Origin of the sequence: Xanthomonas indica (genome assembly GCF_040529045.1) — a bacterium.
Taxonomy (GTDB): Bacteria; Pseudomonadota; Gammaproteobacteria; order Xanthomonadales; family Xanthomonadaceae; genus Xanthomonas_A; species Xanthomonas_A indica.
This window is the reverse complement of record NZ_CP131914.1, coordinates 4,057,056-4,073,528: the sequence shown is the minus strand read 5'-3', so window position 1 is coordinate 4,073,528 and position 16,473 is coordinate 4,057,056. Positions and strand designations below refer to the sequence as shown.

At 68.0% G+C, this 16,473-nt stretch carries 18 protein-coding genes and 1 tRNA gene; 17 read left to right on the top strand and 2 right to left on the bottom strand.

The features are described 5' to 3' along the window. The first annotated feature begins 82 nt into the window (after positions 1 to 82). The 16 genes from Q7W82_RS17595 (at position 83) to Q7W82_RS17520 (ending at position 13,488) form a co-directional block, all read left to right on the top strand. Complete coding sequence (locus Q7W82_RS17595; RefSeq protein ID WP_010344319.1) at positions 83 to 817, top strand: YebC/PmpR family DNA-binding transcriptional regulator; 735 nt, start codon at positions 83 to 85, stop codon at positions 815 to 817. Between the two features lie 82 nt (positions 818 to 899). Further along, positions 900 to 1,496: a crossover junction endodeoxyribonuclease RuvC gene (gene ruvC, locus Q7W82_RS17590; RefSeq protein ID WP_242161134.1), complete on the top strand. Its 597-nt coding sequence runs from the start codon at positions 900 to 902 to the stop codon at positions 1,494 to 1,496. A 124-nt stretch (positions 1,497 to 1,620) separates the two neighbouring features. Next, a complete protein-coding gene (gene ruvA / locus Q7W82_RS17585) occupies positions 1,621 to 2,205 on the top strand; it encodes a Holliday junction branch migration protein RuvA (protein ID WP_010344317.1) in 585 nt (194 codons plus the stop codon). A gap of 131 nt (positions 2,206 to 2,336) precedes the next feature. Beyond that, entirely contained in the window at positions 2,337 to 4,178 is a 1,842-nt protein-coding gene (locus Q7W82_RS17580; protein WP_242161157.1) for a potassium transporter Kup, read from the top strand. 185 nt (positions 4,179 to 4,363) lie between these two features. Continuing rightward, positions 4,364 to 5,401 carry a Holliday junction branch migration DNA helicase RuvB gene (gene ruvB / locus Q7W82_RS17575; protein ID WP_242161133.1) on the top strand — a complete coding sequence of 346 codons (1,038 nt, stop codon included), beginning with the start codon at positions 4,364 to 4,366 and terminating at the stop codon, positions 5,399 to 5,401. A 39-nt stretch (positions 5,402 to 5,440) separates the two neighbouring features. Next, entirely contained in the window at positions 5,441 to 5,914 is a 474-nt protein-coding gene (gene ybgC, locus Q7W82_RS17570) for a tol-pal system-associated acyl-CoA thioesterase (protein ID WP_242161132.1), read from the top strand. Beyond that, positions 5,911 to 6,687 carry a protein TolQ gene (gene tolQ, locus Q7W82_RS17565; protein ID WP_017907448.1) on the top strand — a complete coding sequence of 259 codons (777 nt, stop codon included), beginning with the start codon at positions 5,911 to 5,913 and terminating at the stop codon, positions 6,685 to 6,687. The genes ybgC and tolQ overlap by 4 nt, the downstream gene beginning before the upstream one ends. Positions 6,688 to 6,724: 37 nt before the next feature. Beyond that, a complete protein-coding gene (gene tolR, locus Q7W82_RS17560) occupies positions 6,725 to 7,162 on the top strand; it encodes a protein TolR (protein ID WP_010344312.1) in 438 nt (145 codons plus the stop codon). Further along, on the top strand, positions 7,152 to 8,153 hold the full coding sequence (gene tolA, locus Q7W82_RS17555) for a cell envelope integrity protein TolA (protein WP_242161131.1): 1,002 nt from the start codon (positions 7,152 to 7,154) through the stop codon (positions 8,151 to 8,153). The genes tolR and tolA overlap by 11 nt, the downstream gene beginning before the upstream one ends. A gap of 171 nt (positions 8,154 to 8,324) precedes the next feature. Next, entirely contained in the window at positions 8,325 to 9,644 is a 1,320-nt protein-coding gene (gene tolB, locus Q7W82_RS17550) for a Tol-Pal system beta propeller repeat protein TolB (RefSeq protein ID WP_010344310.1), read from the top strand. Between the two features lie 68 nt (positions 9,645 to 9,712). Next, positions 9,713 to 10,231 carry a peptidoglycan-associated lipoprotein Pal gene (pal, locus tag Q7W82_RS17545; RefSeq protein ID WP_010344309.1) on the top strand — a complete coding sequence of 173 codons (519 nt, stop codon included), beginning with the start codon at positions 9,713 to 9,715 and terminating at the stop codon, positions 10,229 to 10,231. Between the two features lie 6 nt (positions 10,232 to 10,237). Continuing rightward, on the top strand, positions 10,238 to 11,065 hold the full coding sequence (ybgF, locus tag Q7W82_RS17540) for a tol-pal system protein YbgF (protein WP_242161130.1): 828 nt from the start codon (positions 10,238 to 10,240) through the stop codon (positions 11,063 to 11,065). Positions 11,066 to 11,111: 46 nt separating this feature from the next. Continuing rightward, positions 11,112 to 11,789 carry a 7-carboxy-7-deazaguanine synthase QueE gene (gene queE, locus Q7W82_RS17535; protein WP_242161129.1) on the top strand — a complete coding sequence of 226 codons (678 nt, stop codon included), beginning with the start codon at positions 11,112 to 11,114 and terminating at the stop codon, positions 11,787 to 11,789. 190 nt (positions 11,790 to 11,979) lie between these two features. Then, on the top strand, positions 11,980 to 12,645 hold the full coding sequence (gene queC, locus Q7W82_RS17530) for a 7-cyano-7-deazaguanine synthase QueC (protein WP_026143259.1): 666 nt from the start codon (positions 11,980 to 11,982) through the stop codon (positions 12,643 to 12,645). A gap of 64 nt (positions 12,646 to 12,709) precedes the next feature. Continuing rightward, positions 12,710 to 12,785 (top strand) — tRNA-Lys (locus tag Q7W82_RS17525). A gap of 367 nt (positions 12,786 to 13,152) precedes the next feature. Beyond that, positions 13,153 to 13,488: a hypothetical protein gene (locus Q7W82_RS17520; protein ID WP_242161128.1), complete on the top strand. Its 336-nt coding sequence runs from the start codon at positions 13,153 to 13,155 to the stop codon at positions 13,486 to 13,488. Between the two features lie 255 nt (positions 13,489 to 13,743). Here the strand turns inward: Q7W82_RS17520 and Q7W82_RS17515 are convergent, their stop codons facing one another. Next, on the bottom strand, positions 13,744 to 14,361 hold the full coding sequence (locus tag Q7W82_RS17515; protein WP_242161127.1) for a LysE/ArgO family amino acid transporter: 618 nt from the start codon (positions 14,359 to 14,361) through the stop codon (positions 13,744 to 13,746). Between the two features lie 105 nt (positions 14,362 to 14,466). Here Q7W82_RS17515 and Q7W82_RS17510 point away from each other — a divergent pair, with 105 nt between their 5' ends. Further along, entirely contained in the window at positions 14,467 to 15,360 is an 894-nt protein-coding gene (locus Q7W82_RS17510) for a LysR family transcriptional regulator ArgP (RefSeq protein WP_242161126.1), read from the top strand. Between the two features lie 299 nt (positions 15,361 to 15,659). On the opposite strand, the gene Q7W82_RS17505 is transcribed toward Q7W82_RS17510, so the two are convergent. Continuing rightward, entirely contained in the window at positions 15,660 to 16,286 is a 627-nt protein-coding gene (locus Q7W82_RS17505; protein WP_242161125.1) for a TetR/AcrR family transcriptional regulator, read from the bottom strand. Positions 16,287 to 16,473 lie beyond the last annotated feature (187 nt).

The following is a 16,473-nucleotide window of genomic DNA, read 5'->3' as shown; positions in this document are numbered from 1 at the left end:
TCGCCGGCGTGGCCGAACCCCGGGATGTGCGCGGCATCAGGTAAAATCCGCGCCTTGTCCTTACAACTGTCCGGAACGCCCCATGGGTAGAGGCCCCTCGATCGAAGCCCGCAAGAACGCATCCGATGCGAAGCGCGGCAAGATTTTCACCAAGATCATCCGCGAGATCGGCGTCGCCGCGCGCGCCGGTGGCGGCGATCCGTCCAACAACCCGCGGCTGCGCGTGGCGATGGACAAGGGGCTGGCCTCCAACATGTCCAAGGACGTGATCGAGCGGGCGATCAAGAAGGCCACCGGCGAACTGGAAGGCGTGGAGTACGAGGAAGTGCGCTACGAGGGCTACGCCCCGGGCGGCGTGGCGGTGATCGTCGACTGCCTGACCGACAATCGCGTGCGCACCGTGGCCGACGTGCGCCATGCCTTCAGCAAGTGCGGCGGCAACATGGGCACCGACGGCTCGGTGGCCTTCATGTTCAAGCGCCTGGGCGTGCTCAGCTTCGCCGCCGGCGCCGACGAGGAGAAGATCACCGAGGCGGCGATCGAGGCCGGCGCCGACGACATCGTGGTCTATCCGGAGGACGGCGCCATCGACGTGCTGACCGCACCGGAGGCGTTCCAGGCGGTCAAGGACGCCATGGACGCGGCCGGCCTGGCCGCCGACCATGCCGAGATCACCTTCCGCGCCGACAACGACATCGCCGTGGACGGCGACACCGCGGTGCAGGTGCGCAAGCTGCTGGACATGCTGGAAGACCTGGACGACGTGCAGAACGTCTATTCCAACGTGGACCAGGCCGCGCTGAGTGACGGGGGCTGACACCATGAACGCCGGGGCCCGGGGCCCGGGACCCGGCACCCGGAAGAGCGCCGTGCCTGTGCCGGAGGCATCGCAGACGTCGATGGCTGCCACGGGCATCTCTGCCCGCACGGGCGCTGCTTTCCCGATTCCCGATTCCCGAATCCCCAATCCCGGCTCCACCCGCATCCTCGGCATCGACCCCGGCTCGCAGCGCACCGGCGTGGGCATCATCGACGTGGACGCGGCCGGCCGTACCCGGCACGTGCACCATGCGCCGCTGGTGTTGCTGGGCGAGGGCGATTTCGCCTTGCGGCTCAAGCGCCTGCTGCTCGGGCTGGACGCGTTGATCGAGGAGTACCGCCCGCAGGAAGTGGCGATCGAACGGGTGTTCATGGGCAAGAGCGCCGACGCGGCGCTGAAGCTCGGCCACGCCCGCGGCGCGGCGATCTGCGCGGCGGTGCTGCGCGAATTGCCGGTGCACGAGTACGCCGCCAAGGAGATCAAGCTCGCCGTGGTCGGCAAGGGCGCGGCGGAGAAGCAACAAGTGCAACACATGGTCGGTCTCATGCTGAGCCTGACCGGCAAACTTCAGGCCGACGCCGCCGACGCGCTGGCCGTCGCCATCACCCATGCCCACGTGCGCGCCACCGCGCAGCGCCTGGGCGTCAGCACGCAGCAGGCGTGGAGTAGAAAATGAGAAAGGCCGGGAATCGGGAGTCGGGAATCGGGAATCGGAACAGCAGAAGCGGTGAAGCGGCCCCCCGCTTTGCCCATTCCCCATTCCCTGTTCCCCAGTCCCGGCGCCTCGCACGAGGCGCCAAGTGATCGGCCGTCTGCGCGGGATCCTGGCCTACAAGCAGCCGCCGTGGCTGGTGATCGACGTGGGTGGGGTGGGGTATGAGCTGGAGGCGCCGATGAGCACCTTCTACGACCTGCCCGACGTCGGTCGCGACGTGATCCTGTTCACCCACTATGCGCAGAAGGAGGACAGCGTGTCGCTGTACGGCTTCCTGCGCGAGGGCGAGCGGCGCCTGTTCCGCGACGTGCAGCGGGTCAGCGGGATCGGCGCGAAGATCGCGCTGGCGGTGCTGTCCGGGGTCAGCGTGGACGAGTTCGCGCGGCTGATCACCGCCGCCGACGTCACCGCGCTGACCCGCATCCCCGGTATCGGCAAGAAGACCGCCGAGCGCATGGTGGTGGAACTGCGCGACCGTGCGGCCGACTTCAGCGGCGGCGCACCGGTGACCGGGCAGCTGGGCACCGACGCGGTGTCCGAGGCCACGGTGGCGCTGCAGCAGCTCGGCTACAAGCCGGCCGAGGCGGCGAAGATGGCGCGCGACGCCGCCGCCGATGGCGACGAGGTCGCCACGGTGATCCGCAAGGCCCTGCAGGCGGCGCTGCGCTGACCGCCCGGTCGGCTCGGCTCCCCGCTCTTTCTTCACGTTCTGGCGCTACTCTTCCCACCATGTCCAGCTCCTCCAGTTCCGCCGCCCGCCCGGGCAGCCACGATCCGCACGCCAAGACGGGCTTTGGGGTGATGCTGACCGCCATCGGCGTGGTCTTCGGCGACATCGGCACCAGTCCGCTGTACACGCTCAAGGAAGCGTTCTCGCCGCACTACGGGCTGACCCCGGACCACGACACCGTGCTGGGCATCCTGTCGCTGGTGTTCTGGGCGCTGATGCTGGTGGTCACGGTCAAGTACGTCACCGTGATCATGCGCGCCGACAACGACGGCGAGGGCGGCATCATGGCGCTGACCGCGCTGGCGCAGCGGACCCTGCCGGGCGGCTCGCGCTCGATGTACGTGGTCGGCATCCTCGGCATCTTCGGCGCCTCGCTGTTCTTCGGCGACGGCGTCATCACCCCGGCCATCTCGGTGCTGTCGGCGGTGGAAGGCCTGGAGGTGGCCGCGCCCAAGCTGGAGCCGTTCGTGGTGCCGATCACCCTGGTGGTGCTGGGGATGCTGTTCATGGCCCAGCGCTACGGCACCGAGCGGGTGGGCAAGGCGTTCGGGCCGATCACCCTGGTCTGGTTCGTGGCGCTGGGCGCGATCGGCGTCTACAACATGACGCGCGCGCCGGAAGTGCTGCATGCGCTGAATCCCTGGTGGGGCGTGCGCTTCTTCGCCGAACACAACTGGCACGCGGTGTTCGTGCTCGGCGCGGTGGTGCTGGCGGTCACCGGCGGCGAGGCCCTATACGCGGACATGGGCCATTTCGGCGCCAAGGCGATCCGCCGCTCCTGGCAGTTCGTGGTGCTGCCGATGCTGACCCTGACCTACCTGGGGCAGGGCGCGCTGGTGCTGCGCGACCCGGCCGCGGTCAGCAACCCGTTCTACGAGGCGGTGCCCGAGTGGGCGCTGTACCCGATGATCGTGCTGGCCACCGCGGCCACGGTGATCGCCTCGCAGGCGCTGATCACCGGCGCCTACTCGGTGGCCAGCCAGGCCATGCAGTTGGGCTACATCCCGCGCATGCACATCCGCCACACCTCGCACTCCACCATCGGCCAGATCTACGTGCCGGCGGTGAACTGGTGCCTGCTGGCGCTGGTGGTGGTGGCGGTGATCGGGTTCGGCGACTCGACCTCGCTGGCCACCGCCTACGGTGTCTCGGTGACCGGCACCATGCTGATCACCACCGTGCTGATGGTCATCTACGCGCGCGCCAACCCGCGGGTGCCGGCGCCGCTGCTGTGGCTGTTCGCGCTGGTGTTCCTGGCGGTGGACTGCGCGTTCTTCTACGCCAACATCATCAAGTTCCTGGACGGCGCCTGGTTCCCGCTGCTGCTGGGCCTGATCCTGTTCACCCTGATGCGCACCTGGCGCCGCGGCCGCAAGCTGCTGCACGACGAGATCCGCAAGGACGGCATCAAGCTCGACACCTTCCTGCCCGGGCTGATGCTGGCGCCGCCGGTGCGCGTGCCCGGCACCGCGGTGTTCCTGACCGCCGACCCGATGGTGGTGCCGCATGCGCTGATGCACAACCTCAAGCACAACAAGGTGCTGCACGAGCGCAACGTGTTCCTGACCGTGGAGACCCTGCAGGTGCCGTACGCGGCGGCGGGGCAGCGGCTGAAGATCGACGCGATCGGCGACGAGTTCTACCGCGTCTACGTGCGCTTCGGCTTCATGGAGACCCCGGACGTGCCGCTGGCGCTGATGCGCTCCTGCGACCAGGGCGGGATCTACTTCGACCCCATGGACACCACCTATTTCGCCAGCCGCGAGACCATCGTGGCCAGCGCCAACCGCGGCATGCCGATCTGGCGCGACAAGCTGTTCGCGATCATGCACCGCAACGCCGCCCCCGCCACCGGCTTCTTCCGCATCCCCGGCAACCGCTTGGTGGAACTGGGCGCGCAGGTGGAGATCTGAGGCCGCGACGGGGTCGCGGCCTTGGGAATGGGAAAGCGCGAATGGGGAATAGGGAAAGGCAACGGCCGCGGCGTCCGGCCTGAAAAAACGCAGCGGCGACCACGGAAGTAGGCGCCAGCCGTGCCGCCAACCGCTACTATTGTCCGCTCGATTCCCCATTCCCGATTCCCCAATCCCGGCTTTCCATGGACCGCATCATCGCCAGCAGCGCCACCCGCGAGGATGAGGTCGCCGAGGCCAGCATCCGCCCCAAGCGGCTGGACGACTACCTCGGCCAGCAGCCGGTGCGCGAGCAGCTGTCGATCTACATCGAGGCGGCCAAGGCGCGCGGCGAGGCGATGGACCATGTGCTGATCTTCGGGCCGCCGGGCCTGGGCAAGACCACGCTGAGCCACGTCATCGCCAACGAGCTGGGGGTCAACCTGCGGGTCACCTCCGGCCCGGTGATCGAGAAGGCCGGCGACCTGGCCGCGCTGCTGACCAACCTGCAGCCGCACGACGTGCTGTTCATCGACGAGATCCACCGGCTGTCACCGGTGGTCGAGGAAGTGCTGTACCCGGCGATGGAAGACTTCCAGATCGACATCATGATCGGCGAGGGCCCGGCCGCGCGCTCGATCAAGATCGACCTGCCGCCGTTCACCCTGATCGGCGCCACCACCCGCGCCGGCCTGCTGACCGCGCCGCTGCGCGACCGCTTCGGCATCGTCCAGCGCCTGGCCTTCTACACCCCGGACGAGCTGGCGCAGATCGTGCGCCGCTCCGCCAGCATCCTCGGCATCGCCTGCGACGCCGACGGCTGCGCCGAGATCGCCCGGCGCGCGCGCGGCACCCCGCGCATCGCCAACCGCCTGCTGCGGCGGGTCCGCGACTTCGCCCAGGTCCGCGCCGGCGGGCAGATCGACCTGGCGGTGGCGCAGGCCGCCACGCAGATGCTCAAGGTCGACGCCGAGGGCTTCGACGAGCTGGACCGGCGCATGCTGCGCACCATCATCGAGTACTTCGACGGCGGCCCGGTCGGCGTCGAGTCGCTGGCCGCCTCGCTGTCGGAGGAACGCGGCACCCTGGAGGACGTGATCGAGCCCTACCTGATCCAGCAGGGCTACCTGATCCGCACCGCCCGCGGCCGCATGGCCACCAACAAGGCCTATCTGCACCTGGGCCTGCAGCCCAAGCACCGGGAATTGGGAATCGGGAATGGGGAATCGGGGGCGCTGTTCTAGGATGTTGTGGTTAACCAGCTACCGACAGGAGCGCTGCTCTTGACTCCCGATTCCCCATTCCCTGTCCCCGATTCCCGGCTATTCAGTTGGCCGACACGCGTCTACTGGGAAGATACCGACGCCGGTGGCGTGGTCTACCACGCGCGCTACGTGGCCTTCCTGGAGCGGGCGCGCACGGAGTGGTTGCGGGCGCTGGGGTATGGTCAGGAACGCCTGCGCCTGCAACACGACCTGGTGTTCGCGGTGCGCGCGATGCAACTCGACTTCCTGCGCCCGGCACGCCTGGACGACTCCCTGCAGGTCGGCGTCGCGCTGTCGCAGTGCAAGCGCGCCAGCCTGGTGTTCGCGCAGTCGATCCGCCGCGACGACGGGGAACTGCTGTTGCGCGCGCAGGTGCGGGTGGCGGCGCTCAGCGCCGGCAGCTTCCGCCCGCGCGGCATGGACGACGCGCTGCACGATGCATTGAAAGTTCTTGAAATCACTGAAGCCGAATTACTGAGGAACGACGGATGATCGCATTGCTCCTGGCCCTGCAGGACACGGTGGTGGAGGCGCTGCCGCAGGACGTGACCCAGACCGCCACCCAGGCCGTCGCCAGCACCGCCGCCCACGGCGGCATCAACTACCTGGACCTGATGGTCAAGGCCAGCCTGCCGGTCAAGGTGATCGTGCTGCTGCTGCTGCTCGGCTCGCTGATCAGCTGGGTCATCATCTTCCGCAAGGGCAAGGTGTTCAAGGACGCCAACCGCGAGGCCGACGACTTCGAGAACCGCTTCTGGTCCGGCACCGACCTGAGCAAGCTCTACGCCGGCGCCACCGACCGCAACCGTGTGGTCGGCGGGCTGGAGGCGATCTTCGAGGCCGGCTTCCGCGAATTCACCCGCCTGCGCGACAAGCGCCGGCTCGATGCACGCATCCAGCTGGAGGGTGCGCAACGGGCGATGCGCGCCACCTACGCGCGCGAAGTGGACCGCCTGGAGCGCAACCTGGAACTGCTCGCCAACATCGGCTCCACCGCGCCCTACGTGGGCCTGGTCGGCACCGTGTTCGGCATCATGGTGACCATGCACGACATGATCAACAGCGGTCAGCAGGCAGGCATCGCCGCGGTCGCGCCGGGCATCTCCGAAGCGCTGTTCGCCACTGCCATCGGCCTGTTCGTGGCGATCCCGGCGGTGTGGGCCTACAACCGCTTCACCACCCGGGTCGAGCGCCTGGCCGTGCGCTTCGAGACCTTCTCCGAAGAGTTCAGCTCCATCCTGCAGCGCCAGGCCAGCGGCGACTGAGCGTCGCCCGCCTGCCCACGACTTCCAGGATTCCCGCATGACTGCCGCCATTTCCCGCCGCAAGCGCCGCAAGCTCAAGTCCGAGATCAACGTCGTGCCGTACATCGACGTGATGCTGGTGCTGCTGATCATCTTCATGGTCACCGCGCCCTTGCTCAGCCTGAGCGTGGACGTGGACCTGCCCGATTCCACCGCGCGCTCGGTGGAGAGCAAGAAGGATCCGGTGATCGTCACCGTCGATGCCGAGGGCCGCTACACGCTGACCCTGCAGGACGGCAAGCCGGAGAAGATCGCCGCGCCGGAACTGAAGGCGAAGATCCAGGCCTTCGTCGGCCAGAACAAGGACGTGCCGGTGTTCGTCGCCGCGCCCGGCAGCTCCAACTATCAATTGGTCATGGACACCATGGTCATGCTGCAGCAGGCCGGCGTGCCCAAGGTCGGCCTGATGAGTCAGCCCGGAAACAATGCACGCTGAAGCCGACTCCCGCCCGCCGCTGCACCGCGGCGACGACAAGGGCCTGATCTACGGGGTCGCCCTGGCGCTGCTGGTGCATGTGCTGATCGCGCTGCTGTTTTTCCTGGCCTGGTGGTGGTCGCCGGTGCGCCAGGTCGAACCGGCCGCCGGTTCGCCGATGGTCGAGGCCTCGCTGGTGGTCTCGGCTGCCGACGTGCGCTCGGCGCAGAAGGCGGTCAAGGACGCGCCCAAGCCCTTGCCCGAGCCGCTGCCCGAGCCGGTCAAGGACGTCGCCGAGGAAGACACGGTGCCGCCGCCGCAGCCGATTCCCACGCCCAAGCCGCAGCAGGCGCCGACGCCGCAGCAGCAGAAGGCACAGGATTTCGTCCCGGTCCCCGACAAGGTCGACCAGGACCGTGCCACCCGCACCGCGATCTCCCAGGAAAAGGAGAAGCAGGAGCAGGAGGCCAAGCGCCGCCAGGAACAGATCGACCTGACCGAGCAGAAGCGCCAGCAGGAAGCCGAGCAGAAGCAGCGGCTGGCCGCGCAGCAGGAAGAGGAGCGGCAGAAGAAGATCGCCGACATCCGCAAGCAGCGCGAGAAGCTGGAGCGCGAGGCCCAGCTGGCCCAGCAGAAGCTGCAGCAGATCGCCGACTTGAACGCCAAGAAGGCCTCGGCGGCCGCGGCCACCACGCCGCAGCAGGCGCCGGGCCAGAACGGCACCAACACCGACCTGCAGGCCAAGTACGCCGCGGCGATCCAGCAGGCGGTGCTGAGTCAGTGGGTGCGTCCGGATTCGGTGCCGCTGGGGCAGAAGTGCAAGATCTCGATCACGCAGATTCCCGGCGGCCAGGTGATGGAGGCCAAGGTCAGTCCCGACTGCCCGTACGACGAGGCCGGCCGCCGCTCGATCGAGGCCGCCGTGCTGCGCGCGCAGCCGCTGCCCTACCGCGGCTTCGAGACCGTGTTCGCGCGCAACCTGACGTTCAACTTCACCGCCCAGGACCAGTGAGATCGGCCGCCGCCGCTGCGTTTGCGCGCGGCCGGCCATCCACCCCACGGGCGATGGGCGATAATGTGCCGCGTCCTGCCATCGGCTTCACATGGCGATGGTTCATGATTGCGAATACGTTCACCCGCGCATTGCTATCTCTTGCGCCTTTCCGATCCTGCTGAGCGACCCATGAAGAAACTGCCGCGCTGGCTTGCCGTTCTCACCGCCCTGTTGCTGCCTCTCGCCGCGTCCGCGCAGGACAAGGGCCTGGAAATCGACATCGTCGGCGGCAATGCCTCGGCGACCCCGATCACCGTCGTGCCGATGCCGTACCAGGGCTCGGCGACCCCGCCGAGCACCGACGTCGCCGCGGTGGTCCGCGCCGACCTGGATCGCTCCGGCCAGTTCCGCAATCTGCCCGAGTCGCAGATCGTCGAGCGTCCGACCCGCGGCAGCGAAGTGCAGTTCGCCACCTGGCGCGCGCTCAAGCAGAGCTACCTGGTCGTCGGCCGGGTGATGGATGCCGGCGAGGGCGCCTACCGCGTCGAGTACGAACTGTTCGACGTGGGCAAGGGCGAGCGCATGCTCGGCCTGGCGATGACCGCGCGCGCCAACGCCATGCGCGACGTCGCCCACCAGATGGCCGATGCCATCTACGAGAAGATCACCGGCGTGCGCGGCGCGTTCTGGACCCGTATCGCCTATGTCACTGCCAGCGGCAAGGGTGGGGCGATGCGCTATGCGCTGATGGTGGCTGACTCCGACGGCTACAACCCGCAGACCATCGTTCGCTCGGCCGAGCCGCTGCTGTCGCCGAACTGGAGCCCGGACGGCAAGAAGCTGGCCTACGTGAGCTTCGAGCGCGGCAACTCGTCGATCTACATCCAGGACATCGCCACCGGTGCGCGCCAACTGGTCTCCAGCTTCCGCGGCATCAACGGCGCGCCGTCGTTCTCGCCGGACGGCAAGAAGCTGGCGCTGGCGCTGTCGCGCAGCGGCAACCCGGAGATCTACGTGATGGATCTGGGCAGCAAGCAGCTGACCCAGCTGACCAACCACTTCGGCATCGATACCGAGCCGACCTGGGCGCCGGACGGCAACAGCATCTACTTCACCTCCGACCGCAGCGGCCGCCCGCAGATTTACCAGGTGCCGGCCACCGGCGGCAGCGCCACCCGCATCACTTTCCAGGGCAACTACAACGCGACCCCGAGCGTGTCCTTCGACGGCAACAAGCTGGTCGTGGCCCAGGGCAGCGGCAACACCTACAAGATCGCGATGATGGACCGCAGCCTGGGTTCGCCGCGCTGGAGCACGCTGTCGACCGGTTCGCTGGACGAATCGCCGAGCTTCGCTCCCAACGCCAGCATGGTGCTGTATGCGGCGCGTGAAGGCGGCCGTGGCGTGCTGTACGCGGTCTCGGCCGATGCCCGCGTGCGGCAGCGTTTGGTGCTCGCCGATGGCGACGTGCGCGAGCCGTCCTGGTCGCCGTATCGCACTGCACGTTGACATGTAAGTTTGGTGTTAATATTTCGCTGTTGAACCCCTCATCGGCCCAGGAGCCACAAGGTATCCCCATGAACAAGACCACCCGCGTTCTGCTTGTTTCGCTGTTGTCCGTTGCAGCTCTGGCCGGCTGCGCCAAGAAGGTCAAGGAACAGCCCCAGACCGACACCACCGGCACCACCGGTACCACCGCTCCGACCGGTCCGTCGACCTCCGGTCTGTATGGCCCGGGCGACCTGGACACCGATTCCTGCCTGCGTCAGCGCGTGGTCTACTTCGACCTGGACAAGGACACCGTGAAGCCGGAGTTCCAGGCGATCATGGCCTGCCACGCCAAGTACCTGCGTGACCGTCCGTCCTCGCGCATCACCCTGCAGGGCAACACCGACGAGCGCGGTTCGCGCGAGTACAACATGGGCCTGGGCGAGCGTCGTGCCAACGCCGTGTCCTCGGCGCTGCAGGCCAACGGTGGTTCGGCTGCGCAGCTGACCGTGGTCAGCTACGGTGAAGAGCGTCCGGTCTGCACCGAGTCGAACGAGTCCTGCTGGTCGCAGAACCGTCGCGTCGAGATCGTCTACACGGCGCAGTAAGAAAAGATGCGTATCGGTGTCCTTACATCGATGATCGTCGCGGCGGCCCTCGTGGCCGCCGCGCCGGCTCATGCGCAGCGCGCGAGCCTGGCTGACCGCGTTTCCGCGCTCGAGCAGCAGGCCATGAATACCCAGGCCAACACCGACATCTTGAACCAGCTCAACCAGCTGCGGACGCAGATGCAGTCGATGGAGGCCACGATCGAACAACTGCAGCACAGCAACGACCAGCTCAAGCAGCAGATCAAGGACCAGTACCTGGACCTGGATGGCCGCGTGGGCCGGCTCGAAAGTGGTGCAGGGGCAGGGGCGACGCCGCCGTTGCCGCCGGCCAATGGCGCCGCACCGGCTGCCGCGCCGGCCGCGCCCGCAGGCAAGCCGTCTGCCGTCGCCGAGCCGCCGCCGTCGGTGCACGGCGACGCCGGTACCCTGGCGGCCGCCGGCGATGAGCGGGCGGCCTACAACGTTGCCTTCGACGCCCTGAAGGCAGGCAAGTACGCCGATTCGGCGAACCTGTTCCAGAGCTTCCTGCAGGCCTACCCGAACGGCGTGTATGCGCCGAACGCGCTGTACTGGCTCGGCGAGAGCTATTACGCCACCAAGAATTTCCAGTTGGCCGAGGCCCAGTTCCAGGACCTGATCGGCCGCTATCCGACCCACGACAAGGCACCGGGCGCGCTGCTCAAGCTGGGCCTGTCCCAGTACGGCGAAGGCCGCGTCCAGGACGCCGAGCAGACCCTGCAACAGGTCGGCGCGAAGTATCCTGGGTCCGATGCCGCGCGCACCGCGCAGGACCGCCTGCAGTCGATCCGTATCGGCCAGCAGCTGCGCTGAGCCCCTTACGCTGCCGCCGCCGTCGCGGGAGCACTCTTCTCCCGCCATGGCCGCCGTTCCCAGCGATATCGTCCAAAGCCCGCTGCCCCGCCTGAAGCTGACGGAGATCTTCCTGTCGCTGCAGGGCGAGGCCGAGAGCGCCGGCTGGCCCACCGTGTTCGTGCGCCTGACCGGTTGCCCGCTGCGCTGCAGTTACTGCGACACCGCCTACGCCTTCCACGGCGGGCAATGGTGGGACATCGACGCGATCCTGGCGGAGGTGGCGCGCCACGGCGTTCGCCACGTCTGCGTCACCGGAGGCGAGCCGCTGGCGCAGAAGCGCTGCCTGCAGTTGCTGCAGCGCCTGTGCGATGCCGGTTACGACGTCTCGCTGGAGACCTCCGGCGCGCTGGATATCGCCGAGGTCGACCCGCGCGTGTCGCGGGTGCTCGACATCAAGACCCCGGCGTCGCAGGAGGCGCACCGCAACCGCTGGGAGAACCTGCCGCTGCTGACCGCGCGCGACCAGATCAAGTTCGTCCTGTGCGGCCGCGCCGACTACGAATGGGCGCGCGCCGTGGTCGCCGAACACCGGCTCCAGACGCGCTGCACGGTCTGGTTCTCGCCCAGCAAGAGCGAACTGAGCGCGCGCGACCTGGCCGACTGGATCGTCGCCGACCGCCTGCCGGTGCGGTTCCAGATGCAGTTGCACAAGCTGCTGTGGAACGACGAGCCGGGGCGGTAGCTGCGCGCTGGCGCGCAGCTGGGAATCGGGAATCGGGAATGGGGAAACGGGAATCGGAAGAGCGCCGCACGGTCGGCGTGGCTTTGCCTGATCCGCTTTCGCTTCTCGAAGATCTTCGATCTTCCCGGTCCGGCTCGGCTGCTACGCTCTTCCCATTCCCGTTTCCCCATTCCCCACTCCCGGCACCCAGATGAAAAACGCCGTCGTCCTTCTCTCCGGTGGCATGGACTCCGCCGTCGTCGTCGCCATCGCCCGTGCGCAGGGTTTCGCGGTGCATGCCCTGAGCGTGCGCTACGGCCAGCGCCACACCTCCGAACTGGATGCGGCCGCGCGGGTCGCCTCGGCGCTGGGCGCGGTGGCGCACAAGACCGTCAACGTCGACCTGCGCAGCATCGGCGGCTCCGCGCTGACCGACGACATCGAGGTGCCGGACGCCGGCGGCGACGGCATCCCGGTCACCTACGTGCCGGCGCGCAACACCATCATGTTGTCGGTGGCATTGGGCTGGGCCGAGGTGCTGGGCGCGGCCGACATCTTCTGCGGGGTCAACGCCGTGGACTACTCCGGCTATCCCGACTGCCGCCCCGAGTTCATCGATGCGTTCCAGACCCTGGCCAATCTGGCGACCAAGGCCGGGGTGGAGGGGGCCGGGCTGCGCGTGCATGCGCCGTTGCAGCACATGAGCAAGGCGGACATCGTGCGCGAGGGCGTGCGCCTGGGCGTGGATTTCGGCCTGACCGTGTCCTGCTACCGCGCCGACGACGCCGGCCGCGCCTGCGGCCATTGCGACGCCTGCCGCCTGCGCGCGGCCGGTTTCGCCGACGCCGGCGTCGCCGACCCGACCCGCTACGCCTGATTTCGCGAAACGCCCCGTGCTGGGGTAGACTACGCGCCCCGGTGCAACGCCGGGGTCTTGTTTTGGGCCGTTAGCTCAGTCGGTAGAGCAGAAGACTTTTAATCTTTTGGTCGATGGTTCGAATCCATCACGGCCCACCACTTCTCTCAGCGGGTTAGGCGTCGCCTTTGGCGATGTTTTCGCCAGCTCCCGAAGACACTCCTGAAAACGACGGCAGTTTTGCTGGATCCACGTTCGGCATTGCGTGTTCGTGACATGGCCGCATTGATTCGTTTTTGGGCCGCCTGGGTCCTCGTCATCCGAACCCGTGGTGGCCTCGATGCGTCGCGGCCGTGCGACGCAACGCGATGACCGGCGGCGATGACGCCTTCATTGGTCGCGTACGGCGAAGCGCTCTCAGAGGCTGCCGAAGCTGTGCGCATGTGCCTCCCTGTGTCTGAACGCTCCGCTGCAGCTGCTATCATGGATTTTGTCTACAGGGGACTTACGATGCGATCAAAGGTTTTGATGTTCACCGCCGCGCTGGCGCTTTTTTCCGTGTCCGTACACGCCGCCCAATCCAGTCGCTATACGGTCGTGCGCAAGCAACTCACGATTGCCAGCCTGCCGGACGACGACATGCGCCCACAGATCGTCGGGACCGTCGTCGATGTTGGCGCGGGAAGCACCACCCTGAAAGGTGGCGCTCGCGTCCCAGCGACGGGTGCCAAGCTCGGCGACTTGGCGCGTTTCGTCTGTGCTTCGATCGACACGGGCAATCCGCCGGTCTCGACCGACTGCCAACTGGTCAGCTCCCAGGCACCAGACAAGAAGCCGCGCGACTACAACAACTTCTGGGATTGACCTGACGCCGTAGGCGCCACGATCAGTATCCTCAAGCCCCGGCCATGCGCCGGGGTTTTTGTTGCTGGCTTCTCGTCGCGCTCGGCGGGCCGCTGAAGCGCATGCCCCGCGCGATTATGAAAGTCTGTCCTCGTCGTCTGGAAGCGGAGGGCAGTTCGGAATGCGGCAGTGCTGGCACGTGCTTGGCGGCCTGGGGTGTCGGCGTGTCTGCAGCGGTGCAGTCGCGCCGTGTGGGCCGTCAATGCCCTTGAGCGTTTACCCCAGGGGCTGCAGGAGCAACGACAGGCACAGTCCCAGCATGAACAGCGCGACTGACGCATCCAGCAGGCGCCACGCAGCGGGCTTGCGGAACACCGGCTGCAGCAGCCGCGCGCCGTAGCCGAGGCTGCAGAACCAGGTCACGCTGGCCAGGCAGGCGCCGAGTGCGAACGCCCAGCGCAGTTGTCCCGGGTAACGGGTCGAGAGGCTGCCCAACAGCACCATGGTGTCCAGGTACACGTGCGGGTTGAGGAAGGTGAAGGCCAGGCAGGTCAGCAGGGCGCGTCGCCAGCTTTGCTGGTCCTGGCCTTGCGCCAGCAGGCCGCCGCTGCCGCGCCAGGCGCGGCGCGCCGCCAGCAGCGCGTATGCGCCGAGGAAGGCCGCGCCGCCGAAACGCAATCCCTGCAGCACGCCTGGCCAGGCATCCACCACGGCGCCGATGCCCGACACGCCGAGGACGATCAGCGCAATGTCGCTGGCGGCGCACACGGCCACGACCAGGCCGACGTGCCGACGCTGCAGTCCCTGGCGCAGCACGAAGGCGTTCTGCGCGCCGATGGCGACGATCAGGCCGGCGCCGGCGACGAGGCCGGCCAACAGTGCGTGCAGCCACATGCGCAAGGTCCTGGTGGGTGGGGCGAGCATGCTGCACGCGCCGCCCGCATTAGCCAAACTCGTTTTTCTGTACGCTGTGAAGCGTTTCTAATCTGCGTCGTTGCCATGGATCTGCTTCATCCCCAACTGTCCGCCTTCGCCGCCGTGCTGGAAGAAGGAAGTTTCGAGGCCGCCGCGCGCCGCCTGGCGTTGACGCCGTCGGCGGTATCGCAGCGGATCAAGGCGCTGGAAGACCGGCTCGGCCAGGTGCTGATCGTGCGCCAGGCTCCCTGCCGGCCGACACCGGCCGGCGAGCGCCTGCTGCGCAGCGTGCGGCCGATGCAGGCGCTGGAAGCCGAGGCGGTGGCCGACTTGCTGCCCGCGCCCACCGGCAGCGCCGTGGCGCGCAGCATCGCCATCGCGGTGAACGACGACTCGCTGCAGACCTGGTTCCTGGACGCGCTGGCGGCCCTGCACGACGCGCACGGTTTCCTGTTCGACATCCGCGTGGACGACCAGGACCACACACTGGAGTTGCTGCGCAGTGGGGCGGTGCTCGGAGCCGTCACCTCCGTCGGCAAGGCCTTGCAGGGCTGCAATGTGCTGCCGCTGGGCGCGATGCGCTACCGTGCGATCGCCTCGCCGGTCTTTTTCGCCCAGTACTTCGCCGATGGTCTGGATGCGGCGGCGCTGGCGCGCGCCCCGATGATCGTCTACAACCGCAAGGACGCACTGCAGGCGCGCTTCGTGCGCCGTATCACCCGCTCGCGGCTGAGCCCGCCGATCCACTATCTGCCGACCTCCATCGGCTTCGTCGAGGCGGCCGCGCGTGGACTGGGCTGGTGCCTGGCGCCGGAGCAGATGCTTGCAGCCGCCCTGCGCCAGCAGCAGATCGTCGTCGTCGATCCGCAGCGCTGGCTCGACGTGCCGCTGTACTGGCAGCACGTTGCGGTCCGTTCCAGGACCTTGCAGCACATCGGCCAGGCTATGCGCAGCGCGGCGCAGCGCATGCAGGGGTAGCTGCCGCCGATCTGATCGGTGCTTGCGCACTGCCGTGTTGCGAAGGTGCGGGCCGCGCGCGGACCCGGTTGCGGTCTGGCGCCGCGGAGATCGTGTTCGCGTGTCACGCTGGATCGGATGGCATGTACGTGTCCTGCGATCTCGCCCACCTGGTTCGCCGCACTTGCAACGGTAGCGGTCGACCATGCACGGTGCATGCGATCCAGCTGAGCGTGGCATCCGCTTGGCATGCCGGGTGTTTGTCGGCATCCCGCGACGTGTACGCGTGAGGCGCGCACGTCGGGCGCCCCCGGGCCGCGTTACGCGCGCGCCGTACTGAAGATCCCGGCCAGACTCTCGCTCAGGATCAGCTGCAGGTGCATGCGGTTGAGCTCCACGCCGGTGGTCATCATCATGTGCAGGCCGCCGCACATCGCCGCGACCGCATAGACGCGGGCCTGAAACTCCGCCTCGCCGCCGCTCCAGCCATGGTCGCGCAGCATGCGCCGCAGCAGGTCGCCCAGGTTCTGCACCAGGGACACGTTGAGCCGGCGCGCGTACTGCGCCAGTTCGGGATCGCGCGCCGCGGCCAGGTCCATCTCCAGGTCCAGGCGCCGCCGCCGCTGGTTGGCGTCGGCGACCAGCCACTCTTCCAACGCCCCGGCGATGAAGGCGGTGGCGTCCTGGTGCGGCGGTGGCTGCAGCAGCCACATCGTGCGGATCGCGCGCTCGTAGCCGCGTTCCATCAGCGCCTGGACCAGGCTGCGCTTGTCGTCGAATTGCCGGCGCACCGCGCTGCTGGGCACGTCGGCGGTCCCGGCGATCAGTTCAAAGGTGGTGGCGCCGAGGCCGTTCTCGACTATGCAGCGTTCGGCCGCATCGAGGACGTCATCGTGCAGGCGCTGCTCGCGTTCGCGGGCGCTGTGCAGCCGGACTATGTTGGACATGGCGTGAGCTCGGGGGGAAGCGGTGCCACATGAAGGAGGATGACGGCCTGGTGCCGACCGGCGAGGCGCATGCTGCTGGGCGTGTCGCCGTCGCACGCGCAGACGTCGGTGCAGCGCGATTGTAGACGCGATGCGTCGTTGTCGCGCGTGCGGTGGCGCGTTGGTCGATCCCGTTGCCACGAGCGTG